General features: G+C 33.0%; 15 protein-coding genes. 5 read left to right on the top strand and 10 right to left on the bottom strand.

Annotated elements, in window-relative coordinates; genetic code table 11:
- The 3 genes from H593_RS19630 to H593_RS0116645 all read left to right on the top strand — a co-directional run.
- The coding region (locus H593_RS19630; protein ID WP_037052846.1) for a T9SS type B sorting domain-containing protein at positions 1-2,009 on the top strand (2,009 nt) is incomplete at its 5' end.
- A gap of 12 nt (positions 2,010-2,021) precedes the next feature.
- On the top strand, positions 2,022-2,939 hold the full coding sequence (locus H593_RS0116640) for a PorP/SprF family type IX secretion system membrane protein (protein ID WP_028873450.1): 918 nt from the start codon (positions 2,022-2,024) through the stop codon (positions 2,937-2,939).
- A gap of 104 nt (positions 2,940-3,043) precedes the next feature.
- Positions 3,044-4,972 (top strand): OmpA family protein, encoded by a 1,929-nt coding sequence (locus H593_RS0116645; RefSeq protein WP_028873451.1) that lies wholly within the window; start codon positions 3,044-3,046, stop codon positions 4,970-4,972.
- 609 nt (positions 4,973-5,581) lie between these two features.
- On the opposite strand, the gene H593_RS0116650 is transcribed toward H593_RS0116645, so the two are convergent.
- Positions 5,582-6,076: a CAP domain-containing protein gene (locus H593_RS0116650; RefSeq protein ID WP_028873452.1), complete on the bottom strand. Its 495-nt coding sequence runs from the start codon at positions 6,074-6,076 to the stop codon at positions 5,582-5,584.
- Positions 6,077-6,309: 233 nt separating this feature from the next.
- Entirely contained in the window at positions 6,310-6,957 is a 648-nt protein-coding gene (gene pdxH / locus H593_RS0116655; protein ID WP_028873453.1) for a pyridoxamine 5'-phosphate oxidase, read from the bottom strand.
- 82 nt (positions 6,958-7,039) lie between these two features.
- On the opposite strand from pdxH, the gene H593_RS0116660 reads away from it, so the two are divergent.
- Positions 7,040-7,468, top strand: coding sequence for a hypothetical protein (locus tag H593_RS0116660; RefSeq protein WP_028873454.1), 429 nt, complete (start codon positions 7,040-7,042; stop codon positions 7,466-7,468).
- 80 nt (positions 7,469-7,548) lie between these two features.
- Here the strand turns inward: H593_RS0116660 and H593_RS0116665 are convergent, their stop codons facing one another.
- From H593_RS0116665 to rpsA, 6 genes are all read right to left on the bottom strand, one after another.
- Positions 7,549-8,454, bottom strand: a complete 906-nt coding sequence (locus H593_RS0116665; RefSeq protein ID WP_028873455.1) for a ribonuclease Z — start codon at positions 8,452-8,454, stop codon at positions 7,549-7,551.
- A gap of 10 nt (positions 8,455-8,464) precedes the next feature.
- Positions 8,465-8,887 carry a hypothetical protein gene (locus H593_RS0116670; protein ID WP_028873456.1) on the bottom strand — a complete coding sequence of 141 codons (423 nt, stop codon included), beginning with the start codon at positions 8,885-8,887 and terminating at the stop codon, positions 8,465-8,467.
- Between the two features lie 71 nt (positions 8,888-8,958).
- On the bottom strand, positions 8,959-9,291 hold the full coding sequence (locus H593_RS0116675) for a hypothetical protein (RefSeq protein ID WP_028873457.1): 333 nt from the start codon (positions 9,289-9,291) through the stop codon (positions 8,959-8,961).
- A gap of 4 nt (positions 9,292-9,295) precedes the next feature.
- Positions 9,296-10,225 carry an aspartate carbamoyltransferase catalytic subunit gene (locus H593_RS0116680; protein ID WP_028873458.1) on the bottom strand — a complete coding sequence of 310 codons (930 nt, stop codon included), beginning with the start codon at positions 10,223-10,225 and terminating at the stop codon, positions 9,296-9,298.
- 5 nt (positions 10,226-10,230) lie between these two features.
- Entirely contained in the window at positions 10,231-10,770 is a 540-nt protein-coding gene (gene pyrR / locus H593_RS0116685) for a bifunctional pyr operon transcriptional regulator/uracil phosphoribosyltransferase PyrR (RefSeq protein WP_028873459.1), read from the bottom strand.
- A 520-nt stretch (positions 10,771-11,290) separates the two neighbouring features.
- A complete protein-coding gene (gene rpsA, locus H593_RS0116690; RefSeq protein ID WP_028873460.1) occupies positions 11,291-13,141 on the bottom strand; it encodes a 30S ribosomal protein S1 in 1,851 nt (616 codons plus the stop codon).
- A gap of 287 nt (positions 13,142-13,428) precedes the next feature.
- On the opposite strand from rpsA, the gene H593_RS0116695 reads away from it, so the two are divergent.
- Positions 13,429-13,806: a LysM peptidoglycan-binding domain-containing protein gene (locus tag H593_RS0116695; protein WP_028873461.1), complete on the top strand. Its 378-nt coding sequence runs from the start codon at positions 13,429-13,431 to the stop codon at positions 13,804-13,806.
- A gap of 61 nt (positions 13,807-13,867) precedes the next feature.
- Here H593_RS0116695 and cmk read toward each other — a convergent pair whose 3' ends face one another.
- Together cmk and porQ are read right to left on the bottom strand one after the other, a co-directional pair.
- Entirely contained in the window at positions 13,868-14,566 is a 699-nt protein-coding gene (gene cmk / locus H593_RS0116700; RefSeq protein ID WP_028873462.1) for a (d)CMP kinase, read from the bottom strand.
- The gene (porQ, locus tag H593_RS0116705; RefSeq protein WP_037052850.1) at positions 14,566-15,585 is read right to left on the bottom strand and encodes a type IX secretion system protein PorQ; all 1,020 of its coding nucleotides are present in this window, start codon (positions 15,583-15,585) and stop codon (positions 14,566-14,568) included. Before porQ ends, cmk begins: the two co-directional genes overlap by 1 nt.
- Between the last annotated feature and the right edge of the window lie 35 nt (positions 15,586-15,620).

Genomic DNA, 15,620 nt, shown 5'->3' on the forward strand with positions numbered 1-15,620 from the left:
CCTTAACTGGTGATGTTACTGATGAGGCTGATAACTGTTCTACAGATCTTGAAGCTGCATTTACAGATGCTGTAACCACTGGTGATTGTGCTAACGCATCTATAATCACAAGAACTTGGACTTTAACTGACGAGTGTGATAATACAATAACTCTAGTACAAACAATTACGGTTCAAGATACCACTGCTCCAACATTTACAGTGCCTGCAGATGTTTCTTTAGAATGCGATACTGATTTAACTGATATGTCCTTAACTGGTGATGTTACTGATGAGGCTGATAACTGTTCTACAGATCTTGAAGCTACATTTACAGATGCTGTTACTTCTGGTGATTGTGTGAACGCATCTATAATCACGAGAACTTGGTCATTAACTGACGAGTGTGATAATACAACAACTCTAGTGCAAACAATTACGGTTCAAGATACCACTGCTCCAACATTTACAGTGCCTGCAGATGTTTCTTTAGAATGCGATGCTGATTTAACTGATATGTCCTTAACTGGTGATGTTACTGATGAGGCTGATAACTGTTCTACAGATCTTGAAGCGACATTTACAGATGCTGTTACTTCTGGTGATTGTGCGAATGCATCTATAATCACAAGAACTTGGTCATTAACTGATGAATGTGATAATACAATAACATTAGCTCAAACAATTACACTTGAAGATACCACTGCTCCAACATTCACTGTTCCTGTCGATGTAACACTTGAATGTGATGCAGATTTAACAGATGCAGCCCTAACTGGTGATGTTACTGATGAGGCCGATAACTGTTCTACGGAATTAGATGCAACCTATGTAGATTCCATTGCCGAAGGTAATTGTCCAAACGAATCTATCGTTACAAGAGTTTGGACAGTAATCGATGACTGCGAGAATGCAACAGCATTTGTACAGACAATTATAATCCAAGATACCACTGCACCAACATTTACAGTGCCTGAAAGTATTACCATAGAATGTACTCAAGATGCCACTGATGTATCGATTACTGGTGATGTAACTGATGAAGGTGATAACTGTTCTACAGAGCTAGAAGCAACATTTACAGATACTATTACAGAAGGTGATTGTCCTAATAATTCTTCGATAGCAAGAACTTGGACACTAACAGATGAATGTGATAATACAACAATATTAACGCAAACCATAACTATTATTGATTCGACAGCTCCAGCTTTGGTTGGTGATTTAGAAAATGAAATTAATATCGCTTGTACTGCTATTCCTGCAGTTCCGGATCTCGTATTTGAAGATGCTTGTTCTACAAATATTACAGTCGAATTTAATGAAACATCAACTTCTGATGGTGCAGTAACCGATTATGTAATCGTTAGAGATTGGTTTGTTTCAGACGAATGTGGAAATGAAACTGTTTTCACTCAAACTATTAATGTAGCTGTTGCAACCGATATACCAGTTGAAGATGAAGATTTGTGTATTGGTGAAGATTTTGATTTCGACTTATTTAATTTACTAATAGGAGATTATGATCCAGATGGTGTTTGGACTGTAACTACAGGAAACGCTACAATTGATGGGAGCTTCTTTAATCCTAGCTCATTATTAGACACTAATGGTGATTATACAAATGGTCAATTAGTTGCATATGAATTCACATATACATATGCTGGTTCATGTCCAGGAGAAGCAACGGTAACTATTAATTTAAATGATGAGTGTATTGTATTACCATGTGGACAAGATGATCTTGTTATATCTACAGCGGTTACGGCAAACTTTGATGGCGTTAATGACGTCTTTGCAATAACAGGAACAGAAGACTGTGGATTCGTTTATGAATTACAAATCTTTAATCGCTGGGGAGCAAAAATATACGACAATCCAAATTATCAAAATGACTGGAATGGTGCAGCATCTAGTGCTTCTGTAGGAAATTCAGAATTTGTTCCAACAGGCACCTATTATTACATATTGAATATAAGGAATAGTGGATTAAGACCTGTTACAGGACCAATCTACGTTTCAACAAAATAAATCTTAACCTATATGAAATTAGTAAAGTTTAACATCATAGCATTTATACTATTCAGTAGTTGGATGGGAGTTGCACAGCAACTTCCGCAGTTTACTCAGTATATGTATAACACTATTTCAATAAATCCTGCATACGCAGGAAGTAGAGAAACATTAAGTGTTGTTGGTTTACATAGAAGTCAATGGGTTGGTCTTGAAGGAGGTCCACAAACTCAAACACTTTCTATTCACGCACCACTGCGAAATGAAAGAATTGGATTAGGGTTTTCATTTATTAATGATAAACTTGGATTCCAAAACTTTTCTTACTTATATGCAGATTTTTCATATACCATTCCTACTGGAGACAAAAGTAAGCTTGCCTTTGGAATGAAAGCCGGTTTTACTAGTTATAGTTTAGATTCAGACTTCCAGCAATCTCAAGCTAATGATCCTGTGATTTTTGGATTTGAAGATCGCTGGAAACCAAATATTGGAACTGGAGTTTACTGGCATAGTGAAAAATGGTATTTAGGCCTTTCTGCACCACGTATTTTAAATACCGACTACACGGGTGATGCAGAGTTTCAAGCATTAGAAAGAATTAGTTATTATGTCACTGGTGGCTACGTGTTTGACTTAAGTGAAAACACAAAGTTCAAACCTGCAGCGCTTTTGAAAACTACTAATGGTGCCCCTCTATCTTTTGATCTTACAGCAAATTTTTTATTCTATGAAAAGTTTTGGGCTGGAGCATCTTATAGAATTAACGAACGTGCGGCTGCTTTAGGCGCCATTGCCGATTTTCAAGTATCAAAGCAGCTGCGAATTGGCTATGCGTATGAGTACCCATTATCTGATTTAAGGCCATATACCAGTGGCACCCATGAAATACTGCTAATGTTCGAAATCTTTAAAAGCAAACGTATTAAATCACCTAGATACTTCTAAAAAACCAATCAACATGAAACGTCCTTCATTTAAACTTAATCGAAAGCAAAAAGTGACTATTTGGATGTTCCATATGACTGCTAAAATACAATAAATAAAAACACATGAAATCAAAGTTTTTAATCTTAATATTTGCTCTGAGTAGCACAGTTTTGATAGCCCAAGAAAAGCTTGCTGATAAGTTTTTTAGCAACTACAGATATCTTAAAGCAACAGAACTTTATGAAGAAGTTCTAAAAAAAGGAGATACAAGTCTTCACGTTTTATCGCGTTTAGGAGATTGTTATTACAACAATTCTAAATCTAAAAAAGCTGCCTTTTGGTATGCTAAAGCTTTAAAATATGATGAAAAGGGTATCAATCCAGAATACATCTATAAACATATTCAAGCATTAAGAAGTTTAGGCAGCTATGAAGAAGCCGAAACTTGGATGGAAAAATTCATAGCGATTCAAAACAACGATACACGAATAAAAGATTATGATCCTGAGAATATTGCTAAGTATAGCGAGCTAACAAATTCTGACGGGAGTAATAGTGTAAAAATTCAAAATTTACCTTTTAATTCAAAATATTCAGATTTTGGATCATTCGTTCATAATGGGCAATTATATTTCGCATCATCAAGAAATATAGATGAAAAGAAATTATATAGCTGGAATCAAGAACCCTTTTTGGATATTTATCAAGTAAAGGTTGATAAAAAGCCAGACACTGTAATTTATGGTACTCCTGATTTCATTACTGCTGAAAAAGTAAATACAGACTTCCATGAAGCTTCAGTAGCAATTACCAATAATGGAAATACCATGTATTTTACAAGAGATAATGTTGGTAGGGGTAACAAAAAAGTAGATTATGACAAAAAAGGAACGACACACCTTAAATTATACAAAGCCTCACTAGTTGGTGAGCAATGGACAAATATTGTTGAATTACCTTTTAATGATGAGGTGTTTTCAACGGGTCATCCAACATTAAGTCCAAATAACAAACAGTTATATTTTGTATCAGATCGCGAAGGTGGTATTGGTAATACAGATATTTATGTCGTAGATATAGAAGACACCAACACCTACTCTAAACCGAGAAATCTAGGAGAACAAATTAATACAGAAGGTCGTGAGATGTTTCCATTTATAGCTAAGGATAGTACATTTTACTTTTCTTCTGATGGACATCTAAATCTTGGTTTCTTAGATATTTTTAAGTCGAATATAATTAAAGATGATACTGCTGCACCAGAAAATTTAGGTGCACCATATAATAGTGGTTACGATGACTTTGCATATTTTAAAAATGACTCCCCAGTAGAAAATGAACTCACAGGCTATTTCTCATCAAATAGACCCGATGGTCAAGGTAGTGATGATATTTATGGTTTTGATGCGTCTATATGTACTCAAGTTATTCAAGGAATTACTAGAAATCAAAACGATAATAACGTATTGTCAGGAGTCGTAGTTAAATTAATCAATGAAGTTGGTAAAGTTATTTCTGAAGTTAAGACTGGTGCCGACGGAAGCTATGAGTTTACAGTGGATTGTGATAAGTACTATACAGTAACTGGCAGTAAAGATGATTTTAAAGACGTCCAAAAGGAAATTACGACAGACAACCAACATGAGAAAATAAATAATGCTGATTTATACTTAGACTCCTTAATAAACAATAGTCAAATTGTAATTAATCCTATTTTCTTTGATTTTGATAAATCAGATATCAGAACAGATGCTCAATACGAACTAGAAAACATTGTAGACGTAATGCGAGCGCATCCAAAAATGGTAATTAAGATTGAATCTCACACAGATAGTCGTGGTCGTGATAATTACAATTTGAAGTTATCAGATAGAAGAGCTAAATCTACAATGGAGTATATCATATCTAGAGGTATTATTACAAATAGGATAGAAACGGCTACAGGCTATGGAGAATCTCAATTACTTAATAAATGTGCAAATGGTGTTAAGTGCACCCAAGAAGAGCACCAATTAAACAGACGCTCTTATTTCTATATTTTAAAAGAATAATAATATTATCTAATCTAAATTTGCTAGAAAATAGGCTCGTTAATCGAGCCTGTTTTTTTTTTGTAATGGTTTGATCTATTAAATAAATAAATTTAGAACTGATAAATAGTATTTATATAAAAAATTTAATCATTTATCTTATAGCTCTTGTTGAAATTGTATGTCTTGTTGAACTTGAAAAACAAGTATTCAGTAAATGGAAATCCAATATCCTTGTGGTTACTTTATATATATCAAAGCATGTAATGATAGATAGATAGATAGATAGATAGATAATCGTTATTGAAAAGAAGTTAGAATTTAGAATAGCACACAAAAACGAGAACAGATTATTAGTTTTCACAACTAATAAGTCATCGGTAAACCTCTGTTTTTATTACTAGTAAAGTGAGTTATGAATAACGTTAGTCACCCACAAATAAAATTTAGATATTAAGTAATTCGAGTCTATAAATTTTTCCGAAGTAATACAAAAGTAAAACATAGTAAATATAAGACGACATTGGGTTAAACAAAGATTAAGTTTAATCCATAAAAAAAGCCACAACTAGACTTCTCTACTGGTGGCTTCAAAAATAATGATTTGCTATCAATCAGTTTTAAAAAAATTTATCTTTTAATAAAAATGTTAGTAAAATACCATTTTCCTTCTGCATTTTGTTCTGCGGAAATATCAAAGTCCGTATAATCACCCTCTATATTATGTTTATGTCCTTCACTATTTAACCAAGCATTTACGACAGATTGAGCAGAACTATAAGCATAAGCGACATTCTCTGAAACTTTAGATGCGTTAGTATTGTCCATTAAACTGTTTTTACGTTGGTAAAAATTATCATGAGACACATTATTCACTTCAACCATATAACCTGTGTGCGTGTATGCTACAGCCTTGATTGTCTCGTGGTTATTTAAAGCTTCTAAACCGACGTTTATTCTATGAGCATTGATTAGTTCTAAAATTTCAATCTCTATATTTTTTGCTGCTGGAGGCACTGGTAATGACATGCTGTCAATTGTCTCACTTGGAAAGTCTTCTGAAGAACAAGAAAACGATAACATTGCAATTAATACCATTATAGGTATGAACTTAGTAGGTCTCATAATGTAGGTTATTTAGATTTGGTAATTTAGAATTGGGGTTCTAAACTAATTTTTTATAAAAACAATCATTTAAAACAGGGCAGTAATAAACAATTGTATTTCACATCGTAAATATATACATTATTGTTACTTCATACGTTTATAAGTACATCTTATCGATGAAATACATCATTAATAAAGATTAATCTTACAATATTTAACATTTCACAATAAACGTAAAAGAATAAAGTAGCTTATGGAGACAAACGATCCAAATTCCAATTGAAATCTTCATCCAGTTTATAACGTAATCTATCGTGTAATCGATTAGGTCGCCCTTGCCAAAATTCGATTTCTATAGGTTTTACTATAAAACCTCCCCAAAAATTAGGCCGTTCTATTTCTTGACCTTCAAATTCTTTTTCTAAATTTTTAAGTCGCTCTTCAAGAATTTCACGACTCTCAATCACTTCACTTTGATGAGATACTAGGGCACCAAGCTGACTTCCTCGAGGTCTAGATTCAAAATAACCATCACTAATATTTTCTGCGATTTTTTCAGCTTTCCCTTTTATTATGATTTGTCGTTCTGCAGCAGGCCAAAAAAACGAAAGACATACATTTGGGTTGTTTATAATTGCCCTACCCTTTTCACTGTCATAGTTCGTATAAAAGATGAAGCCTTCAAAAGTGTATTTCTTTAACAACACCACTCTACTCTTAGGATAACCATCACCACCAATAGTACTTATAGTCATGGCATTGGTTTCTCCAACATTAAAATGTTCATCTACTTCATAAAACCACTTTTGGAATAACTCCATTGGGTTATTACTCACACTATTTTCAAGTAATTCTTGTTTTTCGTATGATTTTCTATAATTGCCTAAGTCTGTATTCATTAGATATTTTTAAACAATTTAATATTATTTTTCTTTCTTAGCGTCATTTATTTCTTATAAATTTAAGCAATAATCGCCTCCCATGAAATTTGAAAGCAGTAAATATTCTAAACTTTTAGAATATAAAAAAATTGAGTTTCCCTTTGGGAATTTTTATATCACCAAACAATTTGTCATATCAGAATTAAACGAAGGCATCCATGTAGACCATATAATAGCTGGAGAGATAGTAGCCCATTTTTCTGAACACATTAAAAGAAATATAAAAATTGGATATATTGCTAATCGCATCAACCCTTACTCTATCGAACCGCAATTATGGCGTGAATTTAGTAATGAATATGACTTTTTAGTAGCTAGTGCAGTAGTTTCATACAGTGATTTTGGCTATCTTAATTCTTCCTTAGAAAAGCACTTTTTTAAGAACAGCCTTAAGAGATGTCGCAGTTTAAATGAAGCTATAGAGTGGACAATGGACTTAGATGAATTAAAAAATATAATTCAATTTTAAAAAGACATCACTTCGATATTTAAAAAACAAGTTTCTAAGTACATAGAGCAAATCAAAATGTAAACTAAATATTTAGAAGATTAAAACTCAAACTTTTTGCCATCTCTCGATAATTCAACATTAGGAAAAATAACTTCGGCTTCAGCTTTAAATTCATTTAATCCATCATATCTCGTAGAGTAGTGTCCTAAAATCAACTTGCCAACATTCGCTTTTTTAGCAATTTTAGCGGCCTGTTTAGCTGTTGAATGTTTAGTAGGTTTTGCCAAAGCCTCATTTTTTTCAATAAAAGTAGATTCATGATACAGCACATCTACCTCTTTTATTATAGGAATAATAGACGCGCTATACGCAGTATCACTGCAAAACGCATAGCTTTTAGAGGGCTTTGGATCTTTAGTTAATATTGAATTATCAATCATATTACCTTGATTATCTGGAACATCTCCTCCTTGTTTCAATTTTCGGTAATAAGCCATATCAATATCTGCATTTAATATCGCATTCATATCTAGCTTACGCTCTCCTAGTTTTTCTTTGAATAGAAATCCATTGGTATAGATGCGATGATCTAAAGGTATTGTGTGTACTTCAACCTTATCATCTTCGTAAATTAACTCTGAGGATGTAGAGGTCAACTCATGAAAAATCAATTGATAATTGGTCCAAGAATTAGATAATTTCATTTGCATTGTTATCACTTCCTTCAACCCCTTTGGCGCATAGATATGTAAATCTGCTTCACGAGTTAACAAATTAAATGTTGAAATTAAACCGGCTAATCCAAAACAATGATCACCATGTAAATGCGAAATAAAAATATGTTTTACTCGACTAAACTTAATCTTATTTCTTCTCAACTCAACCTGAGTACCTTCCCCACAATCTATTAAAAACGTATGGTTTTTAATCTCAAGAACCTGAGCAGTAGGATTTGTATTTATTTTAGGGGTTGCGCTATAGCAACCTAGTATGGTTAGTTTCAAATGATATGGATTATTCTATTTCAATTTGTCTTTTAATTAATTCCAATTGTTTTCGAGCAGGGTTTTTATTAGGGAATTTTGAGATAATGAAATCTGAATGCTTTTTGCTTTTGGCTACAATTTCATAGTAAAGATCATCGTTCTGATTTAACATTACGTCATCAATTTCTGCAAGAGGAAATCGTTCCTTTTTAAATACAAAAACGAATACATGAATTCCCTTAACAATTTCTCCATTTACAATGGATACTCTTCTAGACATCGTAATCAGTGTAACTAGTGAGAAAAAGGACATGTAATTTACAATACTCTTGTATGCAGGATACACGATAGCATAGTCTGCAACAACCAAAACAAAAACTATTAGCACTAATAGAATTGAGAAAGTTATCGCGTTTAAAAACCGCTCTTTAGACAATGTAATATCTTTCATTTGTAACTGTCAAATTAATAGTTTTGCCATCAAAACAACTGAGCGAATAACGACTCAACATCTCAACAAATTTAAATACCCAAATCACGCTCCATAATCTCCATTTCAATAACATCAAAGGCCTCTTTAGTTGATGGCACAACAATGATTTCATCTGGCATTTCATCGAGATTTGCACTATTTGACACAATTATGAAAGAGTGTTTTGCTTTTCTGTGTTTATTTGATAACTGCAGAAACTCAACAATATCTGGTAACTTAACGTCATCCAGTTTTGTGATGTTTACAATAATATTGTTGTTTTTAAAACGATCATAAAGGATCTCAATTTTTTTAACAAGTTCTACTATTGACGCTTTTTCTTGCGTGATTATGGTCGTATTACCGTCTTGGTCTATAAACATGATTTTAATGTTTTATTTTAGATGCTAATAAATATATGACTGCCATTCTAACCGCTACACCATTTTGAACTTGGTCTAAAATAATAGCTTGATCAGAATCTGCAACATCACTTGTAATCTCAACACCACGATTAATTGGCCCAGGGTGCATAATGGTAATTTCTTTATCTAGAGAGTTTAAAAGTGCTTTATTAACGCCATATTGTTGTGTGTATTCTCTAGTTGATGGGAAATAACTAATATCCATTCGTTCATTTTGAACGCGTAACATATTAGCAACATCGCACCAATTTAATGCTTTTCGTAAATTAGTTTCTACTTTTACTCCTAGTTCTTTTATATACTTTGGAAGCAATGTTTTTGGCCCGCAAACCATCACATTTGCACCTTGTAATTGTAGTGCATAAATATTTGACAATGCGACTCTACTATGCAGAATATCTCCCACAATAACTACATTTTTTCCTTTGACATCGCCAAGACGTTCTCTAATAGAATAACTATCTAATAAAGCTTGCGTTGGATGCTCGTGGGCACCATCTCCTGCATTTATGATGCTTGCATTAACATGTTTAGATAAAAATACACCAGCTCCAGGTTTAGGATGACGCATAACTACCATATCTACTTTCATAGATAGAATATTATTAACGGTATCTATGAGTGTTTCTCCTTTTTTGACCGAAGATTGCGAAGCCGAAAAATTAATAACATCTGCCGAAAGGCGTTTTTCTGCTAGTTCAAAAGATAATTTTGTACGTGTAGAATTCTCAAAAAACAAGTTAGCAATTGTAATGTCTCTAAGCGAAGGCACTTTTTTAATGGGTCTATTGATCACTTCTTTGAAATGATCTGCAGTTTCAAAAATTAATTGAATATCCTTTTTGTTGAGATATTTAATTCCTAATAAGTGATTGACACTTAATTCGCTCATAAGTATTAACTATTAATTAAATAAACCGAATCTTCTCCTTCATTTTCAACCCAGTTTACTTTTACTTTTTCTTCGTTGATGGCATCTACTTGACGACCTCTATAATTAGGTTGTATTGGTAAATGTCTGCTAAATCGTCTATCAATTAGTGTGAGTAACTCAATTTCATTAGGTCTGCCAAATGATTGTATAGCAGTCAATGCTGCTCTAATACTGCGACCTGTATACAACACATCATCAATAAATACAATGTTCTTATCTTCAACAATAAAGTCTATTTCTGTCGTATTGGCTTCTAATATTTTTTCTCCGCGTCTAAAATCATCTCTATAAAAAGTAATATCTAGATGCCCCAATTTTATGTTTTTAATCTTGTAATTGGTCCTTAATATTTCAGCAAGACGATTCGCAAGAAATTTTCCTCTAGGCTGTAACCCTATAAGAACAGTATTAGAAAAGTCGTTATGATTTTCTATAAGTTGGCAAGCCAATCGGTGAAGAATGATGTTTAGCTCTTTAGCATTAAGTAACACTTTTTGACTCATATAATTTTCCAAACTTATTTGATGAACAAAGTTAAGTTAAAAATGTTGAAGTTAAAAGGTCTTTTAGACTGTTAAAGATTTGTTTCTAGTCATAAAAACGAATAGACACAACAATGTTAATGATAAAATGTGTAAACAGACAATATTCAAAATATAAAACATTGACTTTGTGAGAAGGTTTTATTTGATTTTAAAAATCAATATGCCCTTAGGTTTTGACTTCTAAATTTATGATATGTTGTCTTAAAAATCAGAAGGAAATCCACATTGCAATGATTACATCTAGAGTAACTAATCCTTTGTTATTAAAACTAATATTAGCTTTTTATAGTATTGATAATGATAAATTCCTAAAGCGCTTTGTAAAACACAAATCCAATTATAATTAATATAGCTTTTATTAGTGCCTATTCTACTATTCTCATTATTCCAAAATATTAAAACAAAAAAAAGAGCCAATCATAAATGAAAGGCTCTTTTCAGTATTAAAAACTAAATCCCCGTTTTCACGAGCATGAGATTATTTCTTCCCATCTAATTTATCTTTAAGTGCTTGTAAAGCTTCATTAGCGTCACCTAAAGTTGGTTTCGATTCTGCTGCTTGAGACACTTGCTTCTTAACAGCTGCTTTTACATTTGCCATTTCTTCTTCTTTGAAGATAGCAGTATGAGAAGCGACTACACGTTTAAATTCCTTATTGAATTCAATAATTTTAAACTCTGCAGATTCACCTTTCTTAAGCTTAGTTCCGTCTTCTTTTTCTAAGTGACGTTGTGGTATAAAAGCAACGATATCTTCGTTAAAGTCAATTGTAGCTCCTTTATCAACGATTTCTCCAATTTCTGCAGTATGAGTAGTTCCTAAAGCAAACTCTGTTTCATACTTATCCCAAGGATTATCTGTTGTTTGTTTGTGACCTAAAGATAATTTACGTCCTTCAACATCTAATTCTAATACAACAACATCTAAAGTATCACCTACGTTAGTAAACTCACTTGGATGCTTGATTTTCTTAGTCCAAGATAAATCTGAGATATAAATCAACCCATCAATACCCTCTTCTAATTCAACAAAAACACCAAAGTTTGTAAAGTTACGTACGATACCTGAGTGCTTAGAGCCTACAGGATACTTAGTTGTAATATCTGTCCATGGATCTTGCGATAATTGCTTAATACCAAGAGACATCTTACGATCTTCTCTATCAAGTGTTAAGATTACTGCATCTATTTCATCTCCAACTTTTACAAAATCTTGCGCAGAACGTAAATGTGTTGACCAAGACATTTCACTTACGTGAACTAATCCTTCTACACCTTCTTCTACTTCTACGAATGCACCGTAATCTGCAATAACAACAACCTTACCTTTCACTTGGTCACCAATTTTTACAGTGTCACCTAAAGCTTCCCAAGGATGCTTGCTTAATTGCTTAAGACCTAATTGGATTCTAGACTTATCTTCATCAAAATCTAAGATTACCACGTTTAATTTTTGGTCTAATTCTACGATTTCATTTGGATGATTAATTCTAGACCAAGATAAATCTGTGATATGAACTAATCCATCAACTCCTCCAAGATCAATAAACACACCGTAAGATGTAATATTCTTAACGATACCTTCTAATACTTGACCTTTTTCTAATTGACCAATGATTTCTTTTTTCTGTTCCTCAATATCAGCTTCAATAAGAGCTTTGTGAGATACTACAATGTTTTTGAATTCGTGGTTGATTTTCACAACTTTAAATTCCATTGTTTTATTTACATACTGATCGTAATCCCTAATTGGCTTAACATCAATTTGCGAACCTGGTAAGAATGCTTCAATACCAAATACGTCAACGATCATACCACCTTTAGTTCTGCATTTTACAAAACCATTAACGATTTCACCAGTGTCATGTGCATTATTAACACGTTCCCATGCTTTAATTACACGTGCTTTTCTGTGAGATAATACTAACTGACCAGTTGCATCTTCACGCACATCAATTAATACTTCTACTTTGTCACCAACTTTTAAATCTGGATTGTAACGAAACTCATTAAGAGAAATTACACCTTCAGATTTTGCATTGATATCAATAATAGCATCACGATCTGATAAATGAATAACTGTACCTTCAACAACTTCGTCATCTAATGTGTCAACGAAATTCTCTGATACTAGTTTTTCAAACTCTTCTAATTGCTTTTCATCGACAGGATCAATTCCTTCTTCGTAATTGTGCCAATTGAAATCTGCTAAGAATTGTTCTGGGTTTACTTTTGTCTCCTCAACTTTTGGAGTTTCAACAGTTGTAGTTTCTGTTGTTGTAGCTTCAGTAGTTTCTACTTCGACTTTTTTTGTTTCTTTTTCAGACATTTGCTGAATTAAAATTTGTATTCTGTATGCTTTAAAAGAATCAAGCGATAACACACAGAAGCGTTATTGTTATTTTTGTTTATTCCCTTCGTCTTTCTAATAGTCCGCCAAAAAGGAGTGCAAAAATACATTTTATTTACTACAAAACAAAATATTTACATGATTGTCTAATCTATTGAATTTCAGATTTTAATAATGTTAAAAAATCAATGATATTGGTCAATATACGTGATAGATTATTTTGGTATCTTTACTTTGGTATTAACATTTAATTAGAAACACATATTATGGTAAAATCAAAATATCAAGATGTATTAGACCTAGGTCAAACATTACATATGAAAGACGGTGATGTCAAAGTTGAAGATGGAAAGTTGAAAATTTGGGGAACTGCTAAAACGCAATATGAAAAGGACTTGCTTTGGGATGCCATTAAAAAAGCAGGTGGTGATAATCCCCAAGATATAATGGCAGATATTAAAGTAACAAATACGTCTATCTACGCAAGGCACACTGTTAAAAGTGGTGAGACTTTAGGGAAAATTGCGAAACACTATTATGGAGATGCTTCTAAATATCAAAATATATTTGCAGCTAACTCTGATATTTTAAAGAATCCTGATGTAATCCATCCAGATCAAGAATTAATTATACCAAATGCGTAGGCTGTAATTCTTTAGAATTTAAAAATGCGTTCATTGAATTTATTGAAGTGAGCGCGTTTTTTTATTCTTTAACGTCTCGTATTTTTTCATCGGAATGTTTTAAAACAAACTCAAATTGTTCCTCTAAGGTCATATTAGAGTTGTCAAGCTTTATAGAGCCCTCTGCTATAGTTAAGGGAGAGTCTTCTCGGGTAGAATCTATATGGTCTCGGGATTGAACATTTTTCAAAACCTCGTCATAACTTACATCATCGCCTCGTTTTATCAGCTCATCATAACGACGCTGTGCTCTTTTTTCTGCGGAAGCTGTCATAAATAATTTTAACTCTGCATATGGAAACACAACTGTTCCTATATCACGACCATCCATAACAACACCTTTGTTTTTACCGAAGTTTTGCTGTTGTTTAACCAATTGTTCTCTCACTTCTGAAACGGTTGCCACCTGACTCACAAATTGAGAAACTTCTAAAGTTCTAATCTGTTTCTCTATATTTTTACCATTGAGATAAACTTCAGCAAAGCCTAAGTTTTCATTGAACTTAAAACTGATACTAATTTGATCGAGCTGAGCGATGAGACTTTCCTTATCAAAATAAGCACTATCAATATAACCATTTTGCATTGCGTACAACGTCACTGCTCTGTACATAGCACCAGAATCTACATATACATACCCTAAGGCCTTAGCCAATTGTTTAGCAACTGTACTTTTTCCTGTTGATGAAAACCCGTCTATGGCTATTGTGATTTTTGTCATTATCTCAAATCGATTTGAATTCCGAAGAAATTAGCATTACCTGCTCCTGTATATCGTGCATGAGCAAAATTAAATCTCATTTTATTTAGTTTTATACCAACACCAAAGGATAATCCTGAAAAATTTCGTTGATCTGCAATACGTAATTCTTCTGCTCTTCTAAAGTTATAACCCAATCTAATATTGAAGCCTCGTTCTGGAAATAGCTCTGCTCCTATAATAGTATGTCTCAATACTTCGTTTAAAAAACCCACTTTTTCTTGAGTTTGGTTACCATCTAAATCTGTTGTTGCTCGTGAAGGATTAGAAAACCCAATTGGCCAGGTCTGCAAATTCTCAAACGTTAAATGCCAACGTAATGGCATGTTTTCCAAAGTTTGCGACAATCCTAATGATACTTCTAATGGTAATCGCTCATTTAAACCAGCATACGTAATGATTTGTGTTCCAAGGTTTCTAATTACTAATGCTGCATGAAAATCTAAACGTTCATTGATATACATTGCTCCAAGGTCTGTCGCTATACCAATAGAGTTATACTGTTCTAATTTTGATGTAATTAATTTCAAATTTGCACCTAAATAGAAATCACTAAACGGAATTTGATATGCATAACCAGCAGATAATGCAGCTTCATTACCTGTAAATGTTCCAGTAGAAACACCATTGAGGTCGTAACCATCAAAACTTCCGTAGTTAACATAAGTCATCCCAATATGCAGCGTTTGCACATGTCTATCCCAAGTGTAAGCATATGCAGCTGTACCATAACTAATTCCGCCTAAATAACTGGAATAGTTGAGAGATAGTTGGTTATCCATTTCAGCATTAATAGATGCGGGGTTAAATAAACCTCCTGTTACGTCATTATCATAATTGGTAATAGTTTTACCTCCAAGTGCTGCTTGGCGCGGAGATGACATGAGATTAAGAAATTGGTAAGTAGACTCACCTCCTACTTGAGCGTAGATGGAAGCGGTCATAAACAAACAAATAATCGTGGTAATTCTAGTTAGCATATAAGTTTGCAAAGTAAATAAATCTATCTTAAAAC

This window comes from Psychroserpens burtonensis DSM 12212, from assembly GCF_000425305.1.
Lineage (GTDB): Bacteria > Bacteroidota > Bacteroidia > Flavobacteriales > Flavobacteriaceae > Psychroserpens > Psychroserpens burtonensis.

Coding starts and splice junctions, on each gene's coding strand:
- H593_RS0116640 (WP_028873450.1), top strand. CDS start 2,022: ATGAAATTAGTAAAGTTTAACATCATAGCATTTATACTATTCAGTAGT.
- H593_RS0116645 (WP_028873451.1), top strand. CDS start 3,044: ATGAAATCAAAGTTTTTAATCTTAATATTTGCTCTGAGTAGCACAGTT.
- H593_RS0116650 (WP_028873452.1), bottom strand. CDS start 6,076: ATGAGACCTACTAAGTTCATACCTATAATGGTATTAATTGCAATGTTA.
- pdxH (WP_028873453.1), bottom strand. CDS start 6,957: ATGAATACAGACTTAGGCAATTATAGAAAATCATACGAAAAACAAGAA.
- H593_RS0116660 (WP_028873454.1), top strand. CDS start 7,040: ATGAAATTTGAAAGCAGTAAATATTCTAAACTTTTAGAATATAAAAAA.
- H593_RS0116670 (WP_028873456.1), bottom strand. CDS start 8,887: ATGAAAGATATTACATTGTCTAAAGAGCGGTTTTTAAACGCGATAACT.
- H593_RS0116675 (WP_028873457.1), bottom strand. CDS start 9,291: ATGTTTATAGACCAAGACGGTAATACGACCATAATCACGCAAGAAAAA.
- H593_RS0116680 (WP_028873458.1), bottom strand. CDS start 10,225: ATGAGCGAATTAAGTGTCAATCACTTATTAGGAATTAAATATCTCAAC.
- pyrR (WP_028873459.1), bottom strand. CDS start 10,770: ATGAGTCAAAAAGTGTTACTTAATGCTAAAGAGCTAAACATCATTCTT.
- rpsA (WP_028873460.1), bottom strand. CDS start 13,141: ATGTCTGAAAAAGAAACAAAAAAAGTCGAAGTAGAAACTACTGAAGCT.
- H593_RS0116695 (WP_028873461.1), top strand. CDS start 13,429: ATGGTAAAATCAAAATATCAAGATGTATTAGACCTAGGTCAAACATTA.
- cmk (WP_028873462.1), bottom strand. CDS start 14,566: ATGACAAAAATCACAATAGCCATAGACGGGTTTTCATCAACAGGAAAA.
- porQ (WP_037052850.1), bottom strand. CDS start 15,585: ATGCTAACTAGAATTACCACGATTATTTGTTTGTTTATGACCGCTTCC.